Source organism: Robinsoniella peoriensis (assembly GCF_000797495.1).
Taxonomy (GTDB): Bacteria; Bacillota; Clostridia; order Lachnospirales; family Lachnospiraceae; genus Robinsoniella; species Robinsoniella peoriensis.
Genome location: NZ_JTGN01000009.1, coordinates 237,823 through 259,764 on the forward strand (window position 1 = coordinate 237,823; position 21,942 = coordinate 259,764).

A 21,942-nucleotide genomic window follows, 5' to 3' on the forward strand; every position below is an offset into this window, starting at 1 on the left:
TTAAGATTGGAGGAAAATTTTAAGAATTAGTTCTATTTTTATTTCGCATTTACTTTCAAAAACTCAGCAGCACTGATGCCCTCAACCTCACGAAATACTTTGCTGAAATACTTCGGATCAGAAAAACCCACATGGTAAGGCACTTCTTCTTTTGGTATTCCCTTATTTACCAAAAGTCCCTTTGCCACTTCAATCCGGTAGTGCTTTAGAAATTTCGAAAATGTTACTCCGATTTCTTTATTAAAGAGATAGCAAAAATATTCCTGGGTCATACCCAGGTCTTCCGCCAGATCTTTTTGGCTGATTTTCGCAGAGTAACTCTTTTCAATTATATTTAACGCTTTTATAACCAGGGGATGGGCTCCCGGATATTTTTTCTGCAGATCTTTAATCCCGTCTTCCAGATACAGCTTCTCCTTTTTGGAAAGGCGTACCAGTAGTTCTTCTACATCCTCATAAGTTACCGGTTTAATCAGATAATCCTGTACTTCAAGTGAAATTGCCTGCCTGGCTACGTCAAATTCTTCATAGGCACTTATAATTACAAACTGTGTGGAAATTTCCATCGCATGAACAGCCCTTATCAGGGATAATCCATCCATATAGGGCATTTTGAGATCGGTAAATACGATTTCAGGCTTCAAAATATGTATCAGCTCCAGTGCCTGTTTTCCATCAGAGGCTTCCGCCACAATCTCATATTCATCCGATATGGTGGTAATGAGATTCCGTAATCCTCTTCTTGCCCTTTGCTCATCTTCTACAATCATAATCTTCATAAGCTACCTCCTGTATACTGTATGGTCTTGGAATTAAAAATGTAAATCTGCATCCTTTCCCGTAAGATGTCTCAAGGGAAACCTGAAGCTTGCTTCCATAGTACATTTTCATCCGGGTCACTACATTGGATATTCCAATCCCCACCTCTTTTTCTTTTGAGATCACCGGATTAGACAGCACTTCCTGAATGATTTGTTCCCTTTCCCGGGTCATCCCCATACCATTATCTTCTATTGACAAACAAAGGTATTCTCCCATTCCGGTGCCTGTGATATGGATCATCCCCCCTTCCTCTCTGCCTTCAAACCCATGCAGTATGGAATTTTCCACAAAAGGCTGAAGCATCAGCTTCCTGCAGGGCCACTGATCATACTCATGATTAAATTCAATGCTATAATCAAATACATTTTCAAGCCGTTCCTTCTGCAGATACAGATATTGCTCAATCCATGTAATTTCCTGATACATATAGACATTCTGGTGCTTTTGGTCAAAAGTATAGCGTAAAATATTAGACAGTTTTTTCAGCAGGGTGGAGACCTTATAATTTCCACTTTCGATTGCCTCATAGTTAATAGCATTCAAGGTATTACAGATAAAATGTGCGTTGATCTGGGACTCCAGGGCTTCCCGCTCCGCCCTCTGCTTCATTTTCAGGGATTCCACAACTTCCAGATGCTGTCCTTCTACCTGACGGTTCATTTTCCGGATGGCATGCATCATCTCATTATATTCATTTGCCAGCTGCCAGATTTCATGTGTCCCCTTAATTTCAATACGCTCCTGCATATTTCCCTTCTTTACATTTTTAATGGAGCGGTTAATAGTATCCACCGGCTTTAGAATTCTTTGTGTCACCCAGAACAGAATCAATAAAATACCTATAATAACAAGGGCGTAAAGGGCAATCGCTCTGGTATACATTTCGTTTACCTTTGCCTGAAGCGCATTCTTATTAATTGCAATGTTCAAATTCCAGTCAAAGACACCGATCGGCTTGCTTAAGTCTGTCAAATGTTCCTCTTTTATATAATCGTCCATTTTCTTCCCATTGTTCTGACTGTTGGTATGATAGAATATTTCCCCTGACTTATCAGAAATAAATCCCTGTGCCACATCATCCTTGCTCCCGCTCAACTGCCCAATCAGGTTGTCCAATACATCCCTTTTAAAAGTTACAATCATTATGTATTCGATGTCCTGATAAAAGTGCTTTCCCCGTACCGGATATGCAATATGCATAAACTGCTTAGACGCATCACCCGGATGTTCGCTGGGCTTGGTAATTACCTGATACCTGGGCAATGCCATACTTTTTGAAATCTCATTTACCTCTATGAAAGTATCAACCAGAATATTGTTATTCTTGTCATTCCAGATATTCACTACATTAATGGTATTTTCATTACGTTCATACTGGTAAACCAGTCCATCTTTTGACGCAATTGCAATTGCCGCAATATACTGGGAATATCGCGCATAATTAGCCAGTAGATTCTTCAGGTCTTTGGTATTGCGGGCGATATTCTCGGGATTGGTGCTATATTCATTGATCAGATCTGCATTTGTATCATCCACTGCTATTTCAGAACCTATCTTAATAAAATCATCCATTTGATTTTTAATATTCTGATTTACGGATGACAATAACATTTTTTCAGTGTCATACGTGCTGTCAATCAGATATTTTAAATATTCATTTTTCAGATAATACTGCATAACAACTACTACCAGCAAAACGGCAAAACAGATTGCGGCGGCAAAAGAGCACCACATATGAGAACGGCAGTATATCCGGACCCGCTTACAGACTTTACGTATATTCATGGTGAACATCTCCTCCTGTCATTTCCATTCAAAGTTTAAAGCTTGGGAAATATGGCTGTATGGTAGTATTATATCATCATAAAAATTGGGATACAATAATATAGTTTTTTAATTAAACAAATACTTAATTAAACTATTTACGGCTCACTGGGGATTATTTTTAGAAATAGCCAGAAATGGTATAGATATTACTGAATTTAGAATTTTAGATTTTATATATAAATTTTTCCAAAAGTAAATATGATTGCAGGAACAAATTCGTATGATAGCGTATGCTTCTATGATATGCCGGAAAACGGGCAATACCCGCTTCCATTCATACCATAATTTTTGCCGCTTCTTAAAGCCAGCACTGCCCTTCCTCTATCTTCTTTGTAAAGATTCGTTCATAATCTTCCTCATCCTTTGCCTGGTGATATTTAAACAGCATTTCCCCTGCATTCAGGCTTCCCAGAATCTCAATTTTTCCTGTTTCATGGGATAAAATATAACGAATACATTTTCCCAGACCATTTTGCATATTTTTTGCCTGATCTACAATATCGCAGCCCCGTTTTAAAGGTACCTGAAACTGAGACTTCACTCCGGTCACGGGACGGCATTGGAATACGTAATAGGGCACTATGCCAATACGTGTTAAATTTTTCAAAAGAGTTCCCAGGGTCTGGGGATGATCATTCACCCCTTTTATTAAAACAGTCTGATTTCTGACGATGATTCCCGCAGCGATTAAATTTCTTACTGCTGCTTTTGATTTTTCTGTAATTTCATTGGGATGATTGAAATGTGTCACCACATAGATTTGTTTCTTTTCACTATAAGTGCGTAAGATATTTATTAAATCAGGATCTTCTAAGATTCTGTCCGGAAATGTTACTGGTGTTCTGGTTCCAAAGCGGATGCAGTCGATATGTTCGATACGGCTCAGACTGTATAGATACTGCTCGATTACTTCATCATCATTTAAAAAGGCGTCTCCACCGGATATTAAAACATTGCTGATCTGTGAATGATTTTTTATATATTGTATCATCTCATCAAAATGACTGGCAATTTCTTCATCCGACAGTCCCACCAGCCGTTTCCGGAAACAATGCCTGCAATACATGGCACATTGGTTTGTAGAAAGAATCAGTACGGTTTCCCTGTATTTGTGCTGCATTCCCACGATTACGGTATTGCTTGCTTCCCCACTGGTATCAAAACTTCCTCCCAGGTCCGTCTCTCGGATATTGGGGATGCACATCTTTCGAACTGGGTCATCCGGATCATCTGCATGGATAAGTGAAAAGTAATACAATGGTACGGACATCGGATAATGCTCCAATATTTCCTCCATTTTGATTACTTCTTCATTAGACAATTTAAGGACTTCTTTTAATTCCTTTGCAGTGGTGATGTTGTTCTCTAACAGTTTCTTCCAATTGTTCATTTTGTGCACCCCCATGTTAAGATTTTTATGTAAACTATTATAACAGACTTTTTGGGATTTTCCTACAAAAAATCCCATTTTTTATCCATTTTTTTGCATAAAAAGTCTTAACGCAATTTTAATGCGCCAGAATATGCATGAAAATGAGCCATTACAGAAGTTTTTTAATCTCTTTTGCCTTCTCCATCAGTTCCTTTTCATTTACATATTTTGTCAGGCAGCCCACTCCTTCCACACAGGTTCCTCCTGTTACGTTTCCATATATAATGCTGTCTGTTACACTGCAGTCATGATAAAGCCCATAGATAAATCCAGCCATAAATGCGTCTCCGGCACCTGTGGAATCAATTTTATTTACGTTTTGAAGCGGTGGAATGACAATGCTTTCTCCATTTTTCCAGTACAGACAGCCTGCACTGTCCAGTTTTATTATTACCTCCGGAAAAAACCTGCCCAGTTCCACAGCTGCTTCTTCTACATTGTCTTTTCCGGTGATTTTTAATGCCTCTTTCTGGTTTGGTGTAAAAAAATCTGCAAGCTCCAGATACTCTTTGTATTTCTGAGTGGACAGTCCTTCATCCCAGCCTACATCAAAAACCAGAATGGCGCCCTCTGCCTTCAGCCGTTTATAAGCATCCAGAAATCCCGCGTGCATATCGATGACTTTTGCCCCCTGCAGCTGCCGGTAAGTTTCTTCCTGGATTTTCTGTGTAATGTCCACGCGGTCCAGCGCTGACATAAAAGTCCGGTCCCTTTCCGTAATCATAACGGATGTTACTGCTACCGGAATTCCGTTTCCACGATATAAATTTGCATAGGAGACTCCGCAGGCATCCAGCAGTTTGGCTGCATACCCGGAAAATACATCTTCCCCCAGAAAAGTTGCAATCTTAGAATCAACTCCCAGCCTGGACAATGTTATCATGGTCGCCGGTACACCGCCGCCCAGCTGAATATCCAGACTTTTTGCATAAACCTCTTCTCCCTCTTCTGGAAGGTGCCCCACTCCCAGATACAGTAGATCCAGATTTAAATATCCCACACCTGCTGCAAATCCCATATCAGCTCCATCCTTTCATATATGCTTCATTTATTTTCATATACTCATATGCTAACTTTTTGGCAAAGGTATAAGAGTTAACCAGCGGGTGGACCATCAGGCAGTCAATTGCTTTTTCTATACTCTTTTCCCTGATTGCTTCGGAAGCCAGGCGTTCATACATTTTGACTCTGCGTATCATTTCCATGGGTATGCGGTCCGGTTCGATCTCGTGGGGGTAGTAATTACCGTTTTTAATCGTACAGCTGATTTCTACCACATCGGTATCCTCCAGTCCTTTGACTGCTCCGTTATTCGGCACACAGAGTATCATTTCTTTTTCTTCCTCTCCCAATTCCGATTCAATGAATTTCAGCGCAACACCTGCATATCCGCCGCTGTCTTTTGCATAAATATCAAAATGATAAGGAGGTTTTTTACTGTCTATTCCGGTCTCATTTGCCATATATGCTGCTTCCCTTAAACCATACCACTTTTCAAATACCTTCAGGCATTCGTCAAAATTATGTTCAATATCCATCTTTGATAATTCTTCGGTCATATGGATGTTCACATCCCGGATTACTTCTCCTCTGGTGACTTTTGCATTTAAGATGTTCTGTACTGCCTCTTCTCTGTAGTAGAAGTAGTAGAGATATTCATTTAAAATGCATCCCACATGCTCAACCAGGCCTTTATCAAAAAACCGCATTTCTGTGTTTTCATAAATTTCATCTTTTTGAAGCAGTTCCGGCATAATTTCTTTTCCATCCAGTTTTATACTCTTAAAAAATGAGAGATGGTTTAATCCGTAACATTCTCCTGTGATGGAATCCTGGCTTACACCGTACATCTGTGCAAAGGAATGGAGCAGACTGCTGGGTGCATCGCAGATTCCATAAGTAAAATCAAACCCCATATCCCGCAAGGTCTGTGACACTACCCCCGCCGGATTCGTAAAGTTGAAGATTTTTACACGGGGATTTGCGTATTTCTTCGCCAGCTCACAATATTCAACCAATGCCGGAATAGAACGCATTGCAAAAGAAAATCCTGCTGCTCCGGTTGTCTCCTGGCCCAGGATTCCCAGCGCCAGTGCTGTCCGCTCATCCTGTATACGCATTTCATCTTCCCCAACACGTATGGTAGTAATAATATAATCTGCATCTTTAATAGCTTCCACCGGGTCCGATGTCAGGGAAAAATTCACCGTATCGTCAATCCGCTTTGCAACCTGAGCCGCCATTTTTCCGTAGATGTTTAATTTTGTTTCATTGTTGTCCATAAATACAATTTCCGTAAATCCCAGTTTTTTGGCATGCTGTACCAGGCTTTTCGCCAGAAACATAGAACGTACACCGCCTCCGCCTATTACTGTAATTTTTTTTGCTCCTGCTTTGCTCATCTTCGTTTCCTCCATTTTTTAGTTACTGTCTCTTTTGACAGGTATTTCTCTGCACGATGTCAAAAGGCAGTGTGATATCCATATTTTCTTCTTCCCCATAGAGATTCAAGAACATATTCAGTGACTTTGTTACGAACTGCCGGATAGGCTGGTGAATAGTGGTAAGGGGCGGAACTGCCCTTCCCGCCGCAGTAATATCATCAAATCCCAGTACCGATACGTCTTCGGGAACCTGCACTTTGCATTCCTTTAGTGCAGCCATCGCACCAATTGCCATTTCATCGCTGAATGCAAAAATTGCTGTAAATTCCCTTTCATTTTCTACTGCCTGTTTCGCAAGCCGGTATCCCATATCATAGGTAACCCCGCCAAACAACACCATACTTTTTTCATCAAAAGGGACATTCTTCTCTTCCATTGCCCGCTTAGCCCCGGTAAGGCGCTGAAAAACGGAACTGATGGATCTGTTGCGATCCGACAGGAACAGTATCCTTTCATGTCCAAGTTCCATCAAATAACGGGTTCCTTCATATCCTGCCGCAAGATCATTGATATGTACCATTCCCAGACGCCTGTCCAGTGTTGCCCCGCCGCACATAACAGTTCTGATTTTTTTTGAAGCAATATAATTCAGAATATCCCCGCTGATATTTTCATCCAGATAGATAACGCCTTCTATATTCATTTCGTTAAAATACTGTTTGTAATCATCTTTGCCCTCTAAAATCGGGATAAAAACGATGCGGTAATCGTATCTTGGCATCTGATCCACAATCTCCCGCATAACCTCTGAAAAAAACTCAAGGGGAAACTCAGGGATTAAAACTGCGATAACACCACAATTACGATGCCGTCTTCCTTTATGTTCATATCCAAGCTTGTCAGCAGCATCTTCAATCTTCCTTGCCAGTTCTGTGCTTACCACTTTTCCCCCGCTGAAATACCTGGATACCGTAGCCAGGGAAACACCTGCCTTTTTTGCCACATCTCTTGCTGTGAATGTCATTTATATCCTCCTTTTGTTTCCTGCTGTTACTTCTTTTTTTATTGAAGTCCACATCAATCAGTTAAGCTGTTGTATGTTTAATGTTCTTATAAATACTGCATTTTTGATGTTAATCTTATTATATTCCAGTTCATTTAAAAGTCAATCTTGTTTCATTTGTTTCCTTTTTGTTTCCTAATTTTCAAGTAAACAAATTAAGCCTGGGGCGAAGCCGTCAAAAATCCTTTCTTTTCTGATCCCTATCCTATATAATAACGTATTAGATATCCCAATTATCTTCATAATATAGGAAGTCCTATTGCTATGAAAGGAGTCACTCATGACCAGAATAAGTATTACGAATACCCGTTCTTACGAGCAGCCTATTGTAAACAAAGCGGTATATGAACATATGGAACGTTTTAACCTTGGTAAAAAACTGTCCCCGGATACAAAGGTACTGATAAAGCCAAATCTTCTGATGAAGAGAACACCGGAGGAATTTACAACCACACATCCATCCATTGTTGAAGCCGTTATCATATGGCTGAAAGAGAATGGTATAAGTAAAATAACCATAGCTGACAGCCCTGGCGGTCCCTACACTGCTACTGCATTAAAAGGTATCTATCACGCATCGGGCATGACGGATATCTGTGAACGGCACAGCATCACTCTGAATCTGGATACGTCTTCCCGGAATATAGAGAACAAAAAAGGGAAACTCGTAAAACAGTTTCCCATAATCACACCAGTCTGTGATGCAGACTTTATCATTGACATTTGCAAACTAAAAACCCATGCGATGACTGGCTTAAGCGGAGCCGTGAAAAATTTATTTGGAACAATTCCCGGACTTACAAAACCCGCTTATCATGCCAGGTTCCCCGAAAAAACACCCTTTTGTTCTATGCTGGTCGATCTTTGTGAAACGGTTTCACCGGACTTTATTCTGGTGGATGCCATACAGGCAATGGAAGGCAACGGACCTTCCGGGGGCACCATGAGAGAGACGGGACTTATTCTGGCATCTGACAATCCCTATGACATGGATTACTGCCTGTGTAAGATCATTGGTGTAAACCCCAAGAGCATACTTACCGTAAAAGAATCCATTACCCGTGGATTATGCTGCGGTGATTTTGATCAGCTTGAACTGATAGGGGAAATCCCCAAGCAGGAACCTTTCCGGGTTCCCCGGGAATCCTCCCTTGATTTTACAACGTTTTTGCCTCCATTAATACGGCGTCCCGTCCGTGCCTTTGTTTTTCATTACCTCTCTGCGAAACCGGTAATCATAAATGAAAAATGCATCGGGTGCGGTAAGTGCGCGGAAAGCTGTCCCCAGAAAACAATTCACATTGAATCGAAAAAAGCTAAGATTTATTATCGTAATTGTATCCGCTGTTACTGCTGCCACGAAATGTGCCCGGTAAAGGCAATTGATATACGCAGAGGGTTAGTGTCAATCAAATAATGAAATATATTTAGGGCTGATATCCAATTTTCTGGATTTCAACCCTCTTTTTGCTTAAATTCTCCCTATGATCTTCTGTGCAGCAGCCTCATCCAAAAGAATCTCACAATTGGGGTGCAGTTGTACAACAGAAGCCGGAATGTCTGTAGTCACCGGTCCAAGTACTGCTTTCTCAATAATGTCCGCTTTGCTCTCTCCTTTTGCAATTAAGCAGATATTACGCGTCTGCATAATGTTTATAATTCCTCTGGTCAAACCGCCCAGTGGATAATCCGGCGCCACATTCGTTTCCCTCCGTACCCGTTCTTCAAATACCGGGTCCATAGGCGATACCCAGGTCTGGCGTTCAAAAGGCGTTCCGGGCTGATTGATGCCTATATGTCCATTCCAGCCAATTCCAAGCATCTGGAGATCGGCTCCACCCCGCTGTTTGATCCTCTGTTCAAAAATCCGGCATTCCTGATCAAAATTTTCTGAAAAAGTAGGCGGCATAATGAAATTCTCATCAGGAATGTTCAAATTCTTTACTAGCTGTTCATAAATCATCGTATAACAACTTCCTGGATAAGAGCGGTCCAGATTCGTCAGTTCATCTACATTGAATACGGTTACACCGGATGTATCAAAAGTATAACTTTTATAGATATCGCTCACAATCTGATGCATATTTTTTGTCGTTTCTCCTGTTGATAAACCAATCACTGCATCTGGCTTTGACACCATCTGCCCAATAATTCTCCAGGCTGCTGCCACATCAAAATCATGTTCTGTCTTCATTATTGTTATTTTCATTTTAATTATTATTTCCTTTCTCTAATCACAGTTATTACCACCTGCATAATCTGCAGCAAGCCAGAGCCAGCGGCATGCAGATGAGGTCCATACTTCACGATATGTAGCATTATTGCCCTGGGGCCAGTATGGAATATCTTCATTGTCTAAGGTTTCAATTCCCACCGGAAGTTCTCCTACACATTCCCCCGGAAAAATCGCATACTGTGCCGGATACCGGCTGCCTGCGCCATACATCAGGGAGTGTCCAAAAGGATTTTTTCCAAAAATCCAATACAGCTGCTCTCTGCCTATCTGCAGCAGTTCCTCATCCTGCAGATAGTGCCCAAGAAGAGACGCTGCCTTACCCTCAGACAGCATAACAACTGTATTTCCCCGGAAGGAAAACCAGATTGGGAAATTCCGGATTACATGGTCTTTTCCAATTAGCGTCCCGTTTTCTAACTGCTTTTTATAGTTTTCTCTTTCTTCCTCATAATTACAGGTAACATGCAGATATTGGAATACCTCACTATTCTTATACTCATCCATTTTATGTACTCCGGCTGGAAGCATCCCATATGGTGCTGTATTTCCGGCAATTGCCTTCAGGTATCCGGCATAACGCTTCATAGCATCTTCCCAGAGACTTTTCTTCGGTGCATCCGGCTGAGTCTCGCAAATACTGACCAGTGCCTGCATAAATTGCTGTTCCCTGGATTGATGATTAAAATGTACTATCATCTTATGGCTTTCATCACGATAAAAAAATCCACTGATCCGGATGCCGGCCCTGCCTGTTTCCTGGCACTCCATCAGTTTATCGCACCAGTACTCCGCCTTTTTAGCATAACCTTCGTCACCGGTAGCTGCGTACAACGTGGAAGCTGCCCATACAATAACCGCATAGTGTTGCGATAAACCTGAATTGTATGTATGCTCAAACATCTGAACCATTTCCATACCATAATCCCGAAACCTTTTTTCTGCAAATGAAAAATCTTCTTTTGCGGCTTCCAGACTGCCCCATGCCAATGGTTCGTCCTCCTCTTTTAATTGCAGATATGCATATGCTTCTATTCCCGAGAACAGGAAATTTTCATAGGCATGATTATAAACACGGGTCTTAACATCATCCATATCTCCAATCAATCCATTTGTCCATCTGGTAGATCCTGCACTTGTAGCACGGTATCCGTCACCAAAACGGGTTCTTAAGATGAAATCCAGTCCCCAGCGTGCTTCTTCCAGAATTCGCTGATATAATCTGGGACTTTTATTTTTATATTTAGAGGCCACTTCTAGAAGTGCATGGACAATCTCGCCAGTCTGCGCACTCTGCTGTGAAGCATCACCTGCATCATGCCATCCGCCTGCAAACGGCATTATTAAGCCGTTATGCTCCGCTGCAATATCAAAATGACATGCACCGTGCTTTCCGGTAATCGGCATGCCGCATCTTTCACCGTACAGAAAATTTATTACACGCCATACATTCTCTTCCACAATATCTTTACTGATCTCAAATACAGGACTCTTTATACCGCCTGCCTGAAGATAGTAGCTTCCCTCCTCATAGACGGAGCTGAAATCCAGTACCTGAAAATCACCTCTTTCATTTGATACTGTTTCCACGGTTCCCGTATAGACTGCTTTTCCTGTCATCTCATCACAAACTGTAAATTCCGGCTCCATGATGTTAGCTACAGCTGTTTTCCTGCCTTCTATGAAATATCCGGCACTCGATAACACAATCTGGCTGCTGCCGCACTCCCATCCCCATTCTTTCTCCGGATTCTCCACTTTTTCAACACCAATATCTTTATAACTATAAGTAAGTTCCGGTCCCATGGCTGTATCCTGGCCGTTCAGAAAAGTGTAAAAATACAGTTCTGTTACCCTGTCTCTTGGCAACATGGAAAATTCCCAGAAGCACTCATTCCACTCATTGTTATTCAGATCAAATACCGTAAAGCCTTCCCTGCAGAAGCGATCCGGTATCTTTACTGTACCATTACTTTTAATACCCACATTCAGATGCACTACTTCTGACCCCGGCACCTGGGGTTTTACCCAGAAATGAAGCCGGTTATATTCACTCCAGTCGTCCTCTGACAGTTCGAAATGCACTTCTGCTGTACCAAAATTACTGTAATCCCCGTCTGCCGAAGCCCCTTTAGGCCAGGCATCGCTTCGGACCGGTGCAGTGATACTTACATATTCCTCATTCTCCTCCATACCGATACGCAGCTTTCCTTTTTCGCCTGCCAGGGGAGCACTTGTCTGTCCACCACAACTCCACAACTCTTTTCTCATCACAACCTTTTTTTCGGGAAAAGAGGCTTCCAGTGATCTTTCCCTGTGAAGAGGCAGCATGGAATGAATAAATAAAGATTCCTCTATTTCTCTCTTAAACGCATCTTTCATATTGATTTCTCCTATCCGTTAACTGCATTCCAAGTGAAGCGGCACCTATGAGGCCTGCATTGGCAGGGCTGAAACTTGAGAAGACAATTCCATTTGTCACTCCCCGCATTGTATCAGGCTCCAGACGCATCTTTACTTTTTCCAAAAGCCATCCGTCACCAATCACGCCTCCTCCAAGAATGACGGTATCGGGATCACTGTATCGAACCAGATTCATAATTACACATGCCAGAGTGTCTGCTGCATAATCGGTTATTTTTGAGCAGATAGCATCCCCCGCATCTGCTCTTTCAAAAAGCCGCACCACGTCTGCCCGGTCCTGCTCATTCAGCAGTTCAGTTAAACCATAGTGTTTTAACTGACTTGTAAATCCAATACCAGACACCACATTTTCGGCACACCCCTTTCTGCCGCAGACACAAGTTCTCTGACTTTGAAGATCAACTACCATATGTCCAATTTCACCGGCATTGTGGTTTGCTCCCCGTATAATATGACCGCCTGTGACAACGCCTGCCGCCAGGCCTGTCCCTACGTTCAGATAAATAAAATCCAAGGTGCTTTTACCCTGTCCCAGCATTAATTCCGCAGTAGTTGCACTTCTTACATCATTATCCACTGCACATGGCACATGGAGATTTGCTTCCATAAGCGCCGCCATAGGTACCGGCGGTGCTGTTATTTCATGGCTCATTGCTACCCATTCACCTTTTTTATTATCTACAATTCCAACAATTCCAAGACCGGCTGCTTTTATTTCTCCCTGAAACCCTATTGTTTTCTTATAATCTTCCAGATTTCCCAGAATGGCTTTTGTTGCTTTTTCCTGATCGTCAAACCCGGTTACGTATCGTTTACTGCTTAGGATTCTTCCGTCTTTATCCAGTTCTCCAATCAACATTTTGGTGCCGCCAAAGTCCAAGCCTAAATATGTTTCCACACGCTGTCCCTCCTCATGTTCTTATTTTCTGCCATTGTTATATCAATCCTTTCCGGTATATTTTCAGCACACCATTTACAAATCAGCACCTGTCATTCTTTCTGCGCGGCAGCCTTATAAAACCATACATTACGGTTCCTATTCCGCACAGACTCTGGATAAGAAATAAAAATGCAATACTTCTGCCAGTTCCTGTATACACCTGCAGCTGCTCCTGAACCCAGGCTGCCGTCATTGCTCCCAGATATCCCACCAGGCTTGCTGCCGCTGCTGTTACCCCCAGGTAAGTAGTCATACCCTTTGCAGGAGCATTGGCATACTGAAGATTCAGGCCTGCCATACCGGAAGAAGCATTTCCCAAAGCAGCGGCGCATATCAAAATCATTGCCGTCATCCGGGCATCCGGCTTTACTAAAAACCATCCCATACTGCAAAAGCTTGTTACCGTCTGAGTTCCCAGAATAACAACAGCCCAGTTTGTGTGGTCCGCAACCTTCCCCCAGATCCAGATGCCGCCAATCCCGGCCACAGAGCTGATTACCCCCATTCCTAATATGGATGTATGATTCAAATGCAGCTCCTGAAGCTGGTAAGTTGCCAAAAAACCCATGGCAAATAGATTTGAAAAATAAGAAAGCATATTATAAGTTAAAACCGGTCGGTATTTTTTATCCTGGAAGGGTCTGAATATGTCTTTTCGATTGTATTCTTTCATAACCAGGTTCTCCGGCTCTTTCATCCTGCACATCAAAAAAGCATCAACCAATGAGAATACGATGCAGAATACATATACCACCATGTATCCCGTCCACGCCAGATCCTGCCCTATAAAATAATCCAGCTGCATTCCCATCAAAAATGATATACCGGAGTTCAAAATCATTGTCAGAATATCTTTAATGGCAAAATAGCGTCCGCGCCTCTTTTGTGGTGCAATCTGCATTGTCCATTGATTTAATGCAGGCGTCACAAATCCGGCTGCCAGGAATGCCATAAAATAAAGCAAAAATACAAAGTTCTGTCTTGCGTCCCGGGTTGCAAACAATACTGGGGCAAATACCGCAAAGCCTACCGAAAACCGAAACCCGAAACATATTGCCACAATTGAAAGCTTCCTATATTTTAATCTTTCGAAAAAAATTGGTGAAATCATTTGAAGCACACAGCCCAATTGTGGAATAATTGCAATTCGTGCTACCATTGCGGGACTTGCCCCAAGAAATGCCAGATAACCAGCCATGAAGTTTCCGGTACTCAATGCCAGCATGACGCTTGCCATAGCCCCCTGCACCCAAAGAATATTCCGGCTGCTTCGCATCTGTTCTTCTTTCGGGGGAACCGCCGGAAAAAACTGCTCTCTTAACCTTGACGCTGTGAGCAAACTCATTACGGCTCCTCAATTTCCTGTATAAACTCAATCTCTTCTCCATCATAGCCAACTACATAGGCAAACCACATATATACAGGCTTGGGAGCTGCCTCCAGAATATCAGCAAATGCAGGTTCCAGTTTTGGCTTGCCGCCTGCTGCTATCGCACGTTTGTAGCTCTCATGGATATTATCCGTATGCAGGGCTACATGAATCCAGTTCCCCCCAGGTATTGTCTCTTCCTCTGAACCGCCGTCGAAGACTTCGATACAGCTTCCGCCGCCGGTATCCATCATATAAACTCGTTCCTTTTTTCCCCAGGTATGCTTTATCGTAAAGCCCAAACCTTCCTGGTAAAAACGGATAGTATCATCAAAATGATGGGAAATCATGCCAACATGATGAATTCCCTTTTCCCTATTTTCCATCTTAGAAATTCCTCCAATCCAGCATCATACTCGTAGGATACATCTTGGGCAGTGTAATATCGTGGTAAACCTGGTTACACTCCTTCGGATCCCGCAGCTCGAACATCTCTTCCACAACCTTAATTCTTCCCTCCGCCAAAAATTCCATAGCTGAACGGATATGTTCATAGGAGCTGTGAACGTGCAGTTCATCTGATTTTCTGGGAATAGACCATTCCCAGCCGCCATGAATACTGATAAAACTGTAAAATAACTCATACAGAAGTGTATGGGCATCCCAATCAGAACCTTTTTTCCAGGGCACACCAATCTGGAAAATCTCGCCCCGCTTGCGCATATAAGGAATTGCACAATGCAGTGCATTCTCATTGCCTGAACACTCAAAAACAGTTGCCACCTGCTTTTCCAGCCAGGGCCACTCTTCAAGAGATGCCCCTACATGAACTATGCCTGTTTTTCTCGCTATACTTCTCCGTTCTTCTGACGGATCTATTGCATACACCTGATATCCAAAGCTATTTGCCATCTGAGCACACATCAGACCAACCATCCCCAGACCGGTAACCACCACTTTTTCCACCGGTTTCGCTGTAGAATGATAAATAGATGTCATAGACACCGCGGCATACCTGCCGAATAATGCATGTTCCGGCTTTATTTCTTCGGGTACGGAAATAGCGTCCTCTGCTTTAATCTTCACATAAAGGGTATGATGTTCATTGTGATAAAACAGATCTCCTTCCTTCATCCCCTGTACATCTTCTCCCACTTTCACAACCTGTGCTATGGAAGATGATCCTGTAAACATAGGATAGCTTTCAGCCGAAAACTCCTGTGTAAATCCTCCCCGTTCAGAACCGCTGGAAATCAGGGACAGCACATTTTTTCCTAATATTTCATCCGGTTTCAGGTTGTCATCCAATTCTACCTCTATAAGTGCTGCTTCTTCCTTCTTTGTAAATGCCACTCTTACGTCTTTTAACATTTTTTCCTCCCATATAAACGGATCTCTATTTCAGTTTCGCTTCTCCACTAAATGTAAGCGTTTTCTCTACCTTACCTGTCGCTGCCCATTCACATGCACGCACAAACATCTGCCGGAACTCCCGCGGACAGAAACTGAGCATTGTATTCTCACCCAGGCCATGTCCTGTATAACAGGGCCATACATGTCCTAACAGCTGATTAAATGTACGGCCTTTTCCATAACTGCCGACAGTTGCAATGGGTTCCATATTTCCGGTACCCGGTACACCGTGGCGCGAAATCACTTCCGGATCGGAATAGGCACTTGCCAGTACTTCAAATGGTACATGCTGCACATTTTCACAATTACAGAAGATCTCATCCTTTGTATTAAAATCTTTAATCCCCTGCATTATTGGATGTTCCGGCTTTTCTACGGTAATATGAGCTTTAGCAAAATCTCCATGGGACGTTTTTTCCCGCCATAAAAGCCCTGCCATCTTTTCTACTTCTTCCCATCTTACATTTCCTACCGCTGGCCAGTAACAGGGATGGTCTCCATGCAGGAATACAAATCCGGCACCGCTATATACTGCTTTTTCCAGGCATTCCTGTTCCTCTTTTATATTAAACCGGTAATTCCCACAGTTAAAAACAAATACATCACTGTTTTCCATGAGATTACACTCAAAATACTTATCGAAGCCCATATCCCCGATTCCCGGATCATCACATACCATGAGAATATCAAAAGCCTCTGTTTGATCCAGCATAATTTTATTATTTATAGCTACACGATGTACATCATGTCCGCCCATATGTACGTCTCCAATTAAATAGTGTAACTTTATTTTCTGCATAAGTATCTCCTTTTTCCAGACTTCTGTCCGCTTTCTAACCGGTCAACTCTCTGTCATCGGCATTTTCACCCAGAGATCCGGACTCTGTCTGGCAGCCTTTGCTGCATCTATAAGCGCTAAAACTTCCAGGGTTTCTTCCATTTGCACTGGCACTTTCTTTGTCTCGAAGAAATCCAGAATTGCTTTCATTGTATTAACATAATAATCAGAGCTGTCCAGACGTTCTCCCTTTTCACCGTCTGACACCATAAAATTAAATTCTGCCCATGGATTTGGTGTCTGTGTAAAACTTGCAATTCTTCCATCTCCATAATCCAGGATCAACTGAGTGACCTTACTTCCCACAGCAAAACTTTTCACACGTTTTACACCGGTTCCCATAACCGTTACAATGGGCTCAAACTGGTGTACTGCATAATTTGACAAGTCATGCGGTCCCACAGTAGACATAAATTTCGTATTTCCCTTTTCCCGTTCCAGATAATCCATAATACTCTTGCAATAACGCTGTGCTGATGTAGAAAAGACAGGCGTCCTATGTGCCTTTGCATAGGCGAACATCTCTTTTCCGGTTTTAAGATCCGGAGCAAAGGTCTTATCTACAAATACCGGTTTACCGCTTGCCAGAGGCAGTTTACATACTTCCTCATGCCAGGCGGAATTATCTGCGGCAATTACCATAATTGCATCTACGGAATCAATCATTTCTTCCATACTGTGAGCCTGGTGTACGTGGTTTTTTCTGCACCACTGCTCTGTAGTCATTCCATGATCACAGTCATGAAGTGCATACGCACAAGTGAGGGATGCGTCATATCCATATTGATGAATTGCCTCCCGCAGAAATCCCGGATAATAATTTGCATGCCAGTTGTCCAGATAATAATCTGCAAATCCGATTTTCAACATAATTCCTATTCTCCATCTTTCTGTAGTTTCTCATCTTTTTCCCGTATTTCAAACTCCAGTTTCGTAAGGTTGGAATAGTATCTGTCTGCGGCAACCAGCGCAACCGCAGCAATATAACGGATTTCTTCCAGATCCTTTTCTGTCTTGGATCCAAATATACTCTGAAATGTACCTTTTGGAGCAGAAATTTCATCACTGATCTCTTTCAGCAGCTCTGTATAATCTAAACGGTTCATCCTGTAATTCCCTCACTTTCTTTTATTGAAACAAATCCGGTAACCGGTCAGGGATTCGGTCGAATACATCCGCTGCTCTTCCATCCGTATACATCTGGAAAAACTCAATCACTTCACCTGCAATTCCCTGGCAAAAGCAAATCCTCAGATTCGACCAGTCATAAGGCTCATGGGTGATTCTTCCCCCAAGCTCCACCACTTTCCGGGCAGCCGCATCCACATCTTCTGTCAGCAGGCTGTAGTGGGTATACGCATTGGGTTGAACCGCATATTCTCCGCCTGTAAATAGCTCTAATTCCCGCATATCATTTAACTGTATGGAACATCCCCACTCCCAGTCTTCTTTTAGCTTTGCACCCAATCCTTCATAGAAGCGGATACATGCCTTCATATCTGGTACCGTCAATGCTACATGCACAAAATTTTTGATGTAATTACCATTGATCACCGGCTCACGCATAACTCCGTTTTTCTGAATGTACCAGAATTCAATTTCCTCACCCGAGGGTGTCCTTACAAATGCCATTCTAAGATCCTGATAAGTATATGGTTCAGGATCTTCCGGTCTGGAAATCACTGCCCCATACTCCAATGCCCGCCGGAATGTCAGGTCTACATCAAAGGTGTTTAAGCAAATATGGGTAATGCCAGAATTATCCCACTCTTTCGTTCCTTCCGGGCAGATTTCCATAATCACTCCATCCGGTGTTGCAACAATGGCATTATAATCATCTCTGCGTTTCAATAGAAGTCCCAGACCATCACAGTAAAAATGTACTGCCTGATCTACATCGGGAACAATCATTGATATATGATCGATACCTTGAATCATACTCATTTTTTACTCCTTTCGTCACCCCTTAACAGCTCCTGCTGTAGTATTTACATAATACTTCTGGCAGAACAGAAATACAATAATGATGGGTATTACGGATACCACTGTTCCTGCTGCTACACTGCCAAATTTATAGTTAAACTGCCCGTTCAGATATTTCAATCCTGCAGCCACAGGATATTTGTCTACATTCAGTACAATCAGCGGCCATAAAAAGTTGTTCCACTTATTGATAAAATCCATAATGATCACTGTTGCAATCATTGGTACTATCTGGGGAAGCATAATTTTCCACCATATTTTCAATTCCGAAGCGCCGTCAATTCTGGCTGCTGCAAGCAGTTCCGATGAAATATCTGCATATGCCGTTTTCAGCAGTATGATATTGAACACGGTCACCGAGTTTGGAAGAATAACGCCCCAGAAGTTATCATTCAATCCCATCTTGGAAATCGTTATATAATTGACAACAAGTCCTGCCGCTGCCGGAATTATCATCGTGGCAAGCAGTAATGTATTAATTAGTTTTCTGCCATAGAAATCAAGCTTAGCCAGTGGATAGGCACACAGGGAGCCAAAGATAACATCCAGGGTAATGCCTCCAACCGTAATAATGAGAGAGTTTAACAGCATCTTCCCTATATTCAGCAGAGAAAATACCGATTCATAATTGCCAAAGGACGGCTCCCTGGGAAACAGGTTTAACGTGTATATATTCTCTGTTACTTTAAAAGATGAACTGGTCATCCATAAAAAAGGTCCCGCACATATTAATGCTATAATAAGAAGTATCAGGTAACGTCCGACAGCTGTCCTGATTTTTTTTACTTTACTTTTTCTTCTTCTGTCTGTTCCTGTCATGCCTCTTTTTCCCCTTTCTTACTTAATGCAAACTGCATGCATGTAAATACGCAGATCATAACGGCGCTAACCAATCCAATAGCGGCCGAATATCCAAAATCATAGCTGTTAAATGCCATCTTATAGGAATAATAGTTAATAACATAGGTTGCTTTATTCGGACCGCCATTTGTCATCGTAAATACCACATCAAATACTCCCACAGCCGCAATAATGGAAATCATGGAACAAAATCCAATCTGATTTTTTAAAAGCGGCAGCCTTACTTTCCAGAATGTCTGCCATGCATTGGCTCCGTCAATTTTAGTTGCATCAATAATTTCTTCAGGAAATGACTGCAGCGCCGATAAATACATCATCATGTAGTATCCAATTCCCTGCCAGATTGTCACCGCCATCAGGACAATCAGCGCAATCTTTGAATCCGAAAGAAATAAAATAGGCTTTGCTATTATATCCCATTTTAAAAGCAGTGCGTTTATGATTCCATCAGGATCAAATATGAATTTCCAGATGATGGACACTGCTACCATAGAAGTAACTACCGGCATATAGATCAATACACGAAAGGCAGAATTTCCACGGAATTTATTATTCATCAGCAGAGCCAGCAGTATGGCGAGTATTTGAAGAACAGGCACTACGATTACAAACAGACAGGAATTTTTTAACGACAGCCAGAAATCCGGATCCCCAGCCAGCCTTTTAAAATTTTCTAATCCGATAAAATTTGTTGTGCCTCCTACTGCCGAATAGTCTGTAAATGCCAGCGGTATACTGAAAACAATGGGATAAAACACGAAGATCCCCAGGATAAGCAGAGCCGGAGCCATAAATATGTAGGAAATTATGGTCGTTCTCATTTTCTGTGCTTTAAATAATTTTTTCATACACTTTTCTCCAATAGAAACGCTGCCGCAAAAACTTACTGTCTCTTGCAGCAGCATATGATTTATTTGTCATCGTTTCCGTAACTATTTCTGATTTTCTGCCAGCAGTTTATTGACACGGTCTTCACACTGTTTCAGCGCATCCTCCGGACTCATATTATCTGCAAAAATTGCTGCCATCATCTCATCAATTTCCAGCTTTACTGCATTATCATTTGGAATTCCCATAGTCATATCCGTACTCTTCATTGCAGCCAGTGCGGCATAATAATTCGTTCTTCCTTCAACTGTCTCCATATCAGACTTAAAGTAGTCATCATTAGCAGCTGCCTTTGTAGTTGGGAATACGGATGCTGCTTCACAGAATGCCAGCTGATTCTCATCATTTGAGATATAATTCGCAAACTTGATCGCTTCTTCCTGTTTCTTGCTGTTGGCAGGTACTACCAGGTTCATTACAGCCGCTCCGGTGAAACCGCTTGGTCCGTATAAAGATTCTGCAACATCTGTCAATTCATATTTTTCCGGGGACTCATCTCTGATTCGAGCAATCGTTTGCGGTCCTCCGCAAAGCATTCCCAGATTCCCATTGGCATACATCTGGCGGTCGTTGTCCCAGTTATCCCAACCATCCGTTCGATCTACCATGATTGCTCCATCATCCGCATATTTTATAAAACGGTTTATCAGTTCCACTGCCTCCGGGCTGTTAAATGCCGCCTTTGTTTTGTCCTCAGAAAGGATCGGAATATCATAATAACAAAGCATATGGTACATAGAACTTGGCGTAATCAGCCATGCTCCTGTTTTTTCTTTAAAGTCTGCCGCCAGATCAAATGCTTCATCCCAGGTGGTGGGGACTTTTTCAATTCCTGCCTCTTTGAACAGTTCTGTATTATATGTAACTACGTTTGGTGTGGAATACCAGGGAAACGCATATACACCATCGTACAATTTTGCTGATTCATACATAGAATCAATGTAAATTGATTTTTGCTCCTCTGTTGCCGCTTCGTCCAAATTCAGCAGAGCCTCTTTTCCAGCCAGTGTCAGTGCCAGCTGTGACCAGATATTTACTACATCCGGTGGATTACTTCCTGCTGTGGCAGCCAGAAGCTTCTGCTCTATGGCATCGTAGGGAAGATCCTGCCATTTCACTTCTATCGTCGGATTCTCTTCCTCATATTTATCAATCAGTCCCTGTATAAAATCCGTATAAGTAGGTGCTAATGCGAGTGTCCAGAATTCAATACTGGTCTTTCCTTCATTGGATTCAGCCCCTCCCTTTGAGTCCCCTGAACCCCCACATGCCGCCATGGACATCGTCATCGCTGCTGCTAAAATTATTGCGGTCACCTTTTTTACCTTTCTCATTTTCTACCTCCTTAGTTTTGAAAAGGTTTTCTGAAAACCTTTACATTTGATGAGCTTAATATACTCTTTTCTTATTAGCTTGTCAACAAAAAATCTCATTTATTTTTTAACTCAGACCATTTTATACATTC

20 protein-coding genes are annotated in these 21,942 nt (G+C 42.2%); 1 reads left to right on the forward strand and 19 read right to left on the reverse strand.

Annotated features, from left to right (window positions below; translation table 11 throughout):
• Positions 1-38 precede the first annotated feature (38 nt).
• From QR40_RS19195 to QR40_RS19220, 6 genes are all read right to left on the reverse strand, one after another.
• Entirely contained in the window at positions 39-779 is a 741-nt protein-coding gene (locus QR40_RS19195) for a response regulator transcription factor (protein WP_027295208.1), read from the reverse strand.
• A complete protein-coding gene (locus tag QR40_RS19200) occupies positions 754-2,607 on the reverse strand; it encodes a cache domain-containing sensor histidine kinase (RefSeq protein WP_044296408.1) in 1,854 nt (617 codons plus the stop codon). The genes QR40_RS19195 and QR40_RS19200 overlap by 26 nt, the downstream gene beginning before the upstream one ends.
• A gap of 340 nt (positions 2,608-2,947) precedes the next feature.
• Positions 2,948-4,039, reverse strand: a complete 1,092-nt coding sequence (locus QR40_RS19205; RefSeq protein WP_027295210.1) for a KamA family radical SAM protein — start codon at positions 4,037-4,039, stop codon at positions 2,948-2,950.
• Between the two features lie 151 nt (positions 4,040-4,190).
• Positions 4,191-5,099 carry a carbohydrate kinase family protein gene (locus tag QR40_RS19210; RefSeq protein ID WP_027295211.1) on the reverse strand — a complete coding sequence of 303 codons (909 nt, stop codon included), beginning with the start codon at positions 5,097-5,099 and terminating at the stop codon, positions 4,191-4,193.
• A 1-nt stretch (position 5,100) separates the two neighbouring features.
• Complete coding sequence (locus QR40_RS19215; RefSeq protein ID WP_044296409.1) at positions 5,101-6,483, reverse strand: family 4 glycosyl hydrolase; 1,383 nt, start codon at positions 6,481-6,483, stop codon at positions 5,101-5,103.
• A 22-nt stretch (positions 6,484-6,505) separates the two neighbouring features.
• Complete coding sequence (locus QR40_RS19220; RefSeq protein ID WP_044296410.1) at positions 6,506-7,489, reverse strand: LacI family DNA-binding transcriptional regulator; 984 nt, start codon at positions 7,487-7,489, stop codon at positions 6,506-6,508.
• Positions 7,490-7,808: 319 nt separating this feature from the next.
• On the opposite strand from QR40_RS19220, the gene QR40_RS19225 reads away from it, so the two are divergent.
• Positions 7,809-8,945: a DUF362 domain-containing protein gene (locus tag QR40_RS19225; protein ID WP_044296411.1), complete on the forward strand. Its 1,137-nt coding sequence runs from the start codon at positions 7,809-7,811 to the stop codon at positions 8,943-8,945.
• A 54-nt stretch (positions 8,946-8,999) separates the two neighbouring features.
• Here the strand turns inward: QR40_RS19225 and QR40_RS19230 are convergent, their stop codons facing one another.
• From QR40_RS19230 to QR40_RS19290, 13 genes are all read right to left on the reverse strand, one after another.
• Complete coding sequence (locus QR40_RS19230; protein WP_044296412.1) at positions 9,000-9,737, reverse strand: 6-phosphogluconolactonase; 738 nt, start codon at positions 9,735-9,737, stop codon at positions 9,000-9,002.
• A gap of 21 nt (positions 9,738-9,758) precedes the next feature.
• Complete coding sequence (locus QR40_RS19235; protein WP_044296413.1) at positions 9,759-12,143, reverse strand: glycoside hydrolase family 9 protein; 2,385 nt, start codon at positions 12,141-12,143, stop codon at positions 9,759-9,761.
• Entirely contained in the window at positions 12,127-13,083 is a 957-nt protein-coding gene (locus QR40_RS19240; RefSeq protein WP_044296414.1) for an ROK family protein, read from the reverse strand. The genes QR40_RS19235 and QR40_RS19240 overlap by 17 nt, the downstream gene beginning before the upstream one ends.
• 82 nt (positions 13,084-13,165) lie before the next feature.
• Positions 13,166-14,470: an MFS transporter gene (locus QR40_RS19245; protein WP_044296415.1), complete on the reverse strand. Its 1,305-nt coding sequence runs from the start codon at positions 14,468-14,470 to the stop codon at positions 13,166-13,168.
• On the reverse strand, positions 14,470-14,880 hold the full coding sequence (locus QR40_RS19250; RefSeq protein WP_052377890.1) for a VOC family protein: 411 nt from the start codon (positions 14,878-14,880) through the stop codon (positions 14,470-14,472). The genes QR40_RS19245 and QR40_RS19250 overlap by 1 nt, the downstream gene beginning before the upstream one ends.
• A 1-nt stretch (position 14,881) precedes the next feature.
• The gene (locus QR40_RS19255) at positions 14,882-15,865 is read right to left on the reverse strand and encodes a zinc-binding dehydrogenase (protein ID WP_027295219.1); all 984 of its coding nucleotides are present in this window, start codon (positions 15,863-15,865) and stop codon (positions 14,882-14,884) included.
• Between the two features lie 25 nt (positions 15,866-15,890).
• A complete protein-coding gene (locus QR40_RS19260; RefSeq protein ID WP_027295220.1) occupies positions 15,891-16,706 on the reverse strand; it encodes a ThuA domain-containing protein in 816 nt (271 codons plus the stop codon).
• 42 nt (positions 16,707-16,748) lie between these two features.
• Positions 16,749-17,615 (reverse strand): Gfo/Idh/MocA family oxidoreductase, encoded by an 867-nt coding sequence (locus QR40_RS19265; protein ID WP_044296416.1) that lies wholly within the window; start codon positions 17,613-17,615, stop codon positions 16,749-16,751.
• A 5-nt stretch (positions 17,616-17,620) separates the two neighbouring features.
• Entirely contained in the window at positions 17,621-17,851 is a 231-nt protein-coding gene (locus tag QR40_RS19270; RefSeq protein ID WP_027295222.1) for a hypothetical protein, read from the reverse strand.
• Between the two features lie 22 nt (positions 17,852-17,873).
• Entirely contained in the window at positions 17,874-18,689 is an 816-nt protein-coding gene (locus tag QR40_RS19275) for a VOC family protein (RefSeq protein WP_027295223.1), read from the reverse strand.
• Between the two features lie 15 nt (positions 18,690-18,704).
• Positions 18,705-19,547 (reverse strand): carbohydrate ABC transporter permease, encoded by an 843-nt coding sequence (locus QR40_RS19280; protein ID WP_027295224.1) that lies wholly within the window; start codon positions 19,545-19,547, stop codon positions 18,705-18,707.
• The gene (locus QR40_RS19285) at positions 19,544-20,437 is read right to left on the reverse strand and encodes a carbohydrate ABC transporter permease (RefSeq protein WP_027295225.1); all 894 of its coding nucleotides are present in this window, start codon (positions 20,435-20,437) and stop codon (positions 19,544-19,546) included. Before QR40_RS19285 ends, QR40_RS19280 begins: the two co-directional genes overlap by 4 nt.
• Before the next feature lie 84 nt (positions 20,438-20,521).
• Positions 20,522-21,811 carry an ABC transporter substrate-binding protein gene (locus QR40_RS19290; RefSeq protein WP_052377891.1) on the reverse strand — a complete coding sequence of 430 codons (1,290 nt, stop codon included), beginning with the start codon at positions 21,809-21,811 and terminating at the stop codon, positions 20,522-20,524.
• Positions 21,812-21,942: the final 131 nt, after the last annotated feature.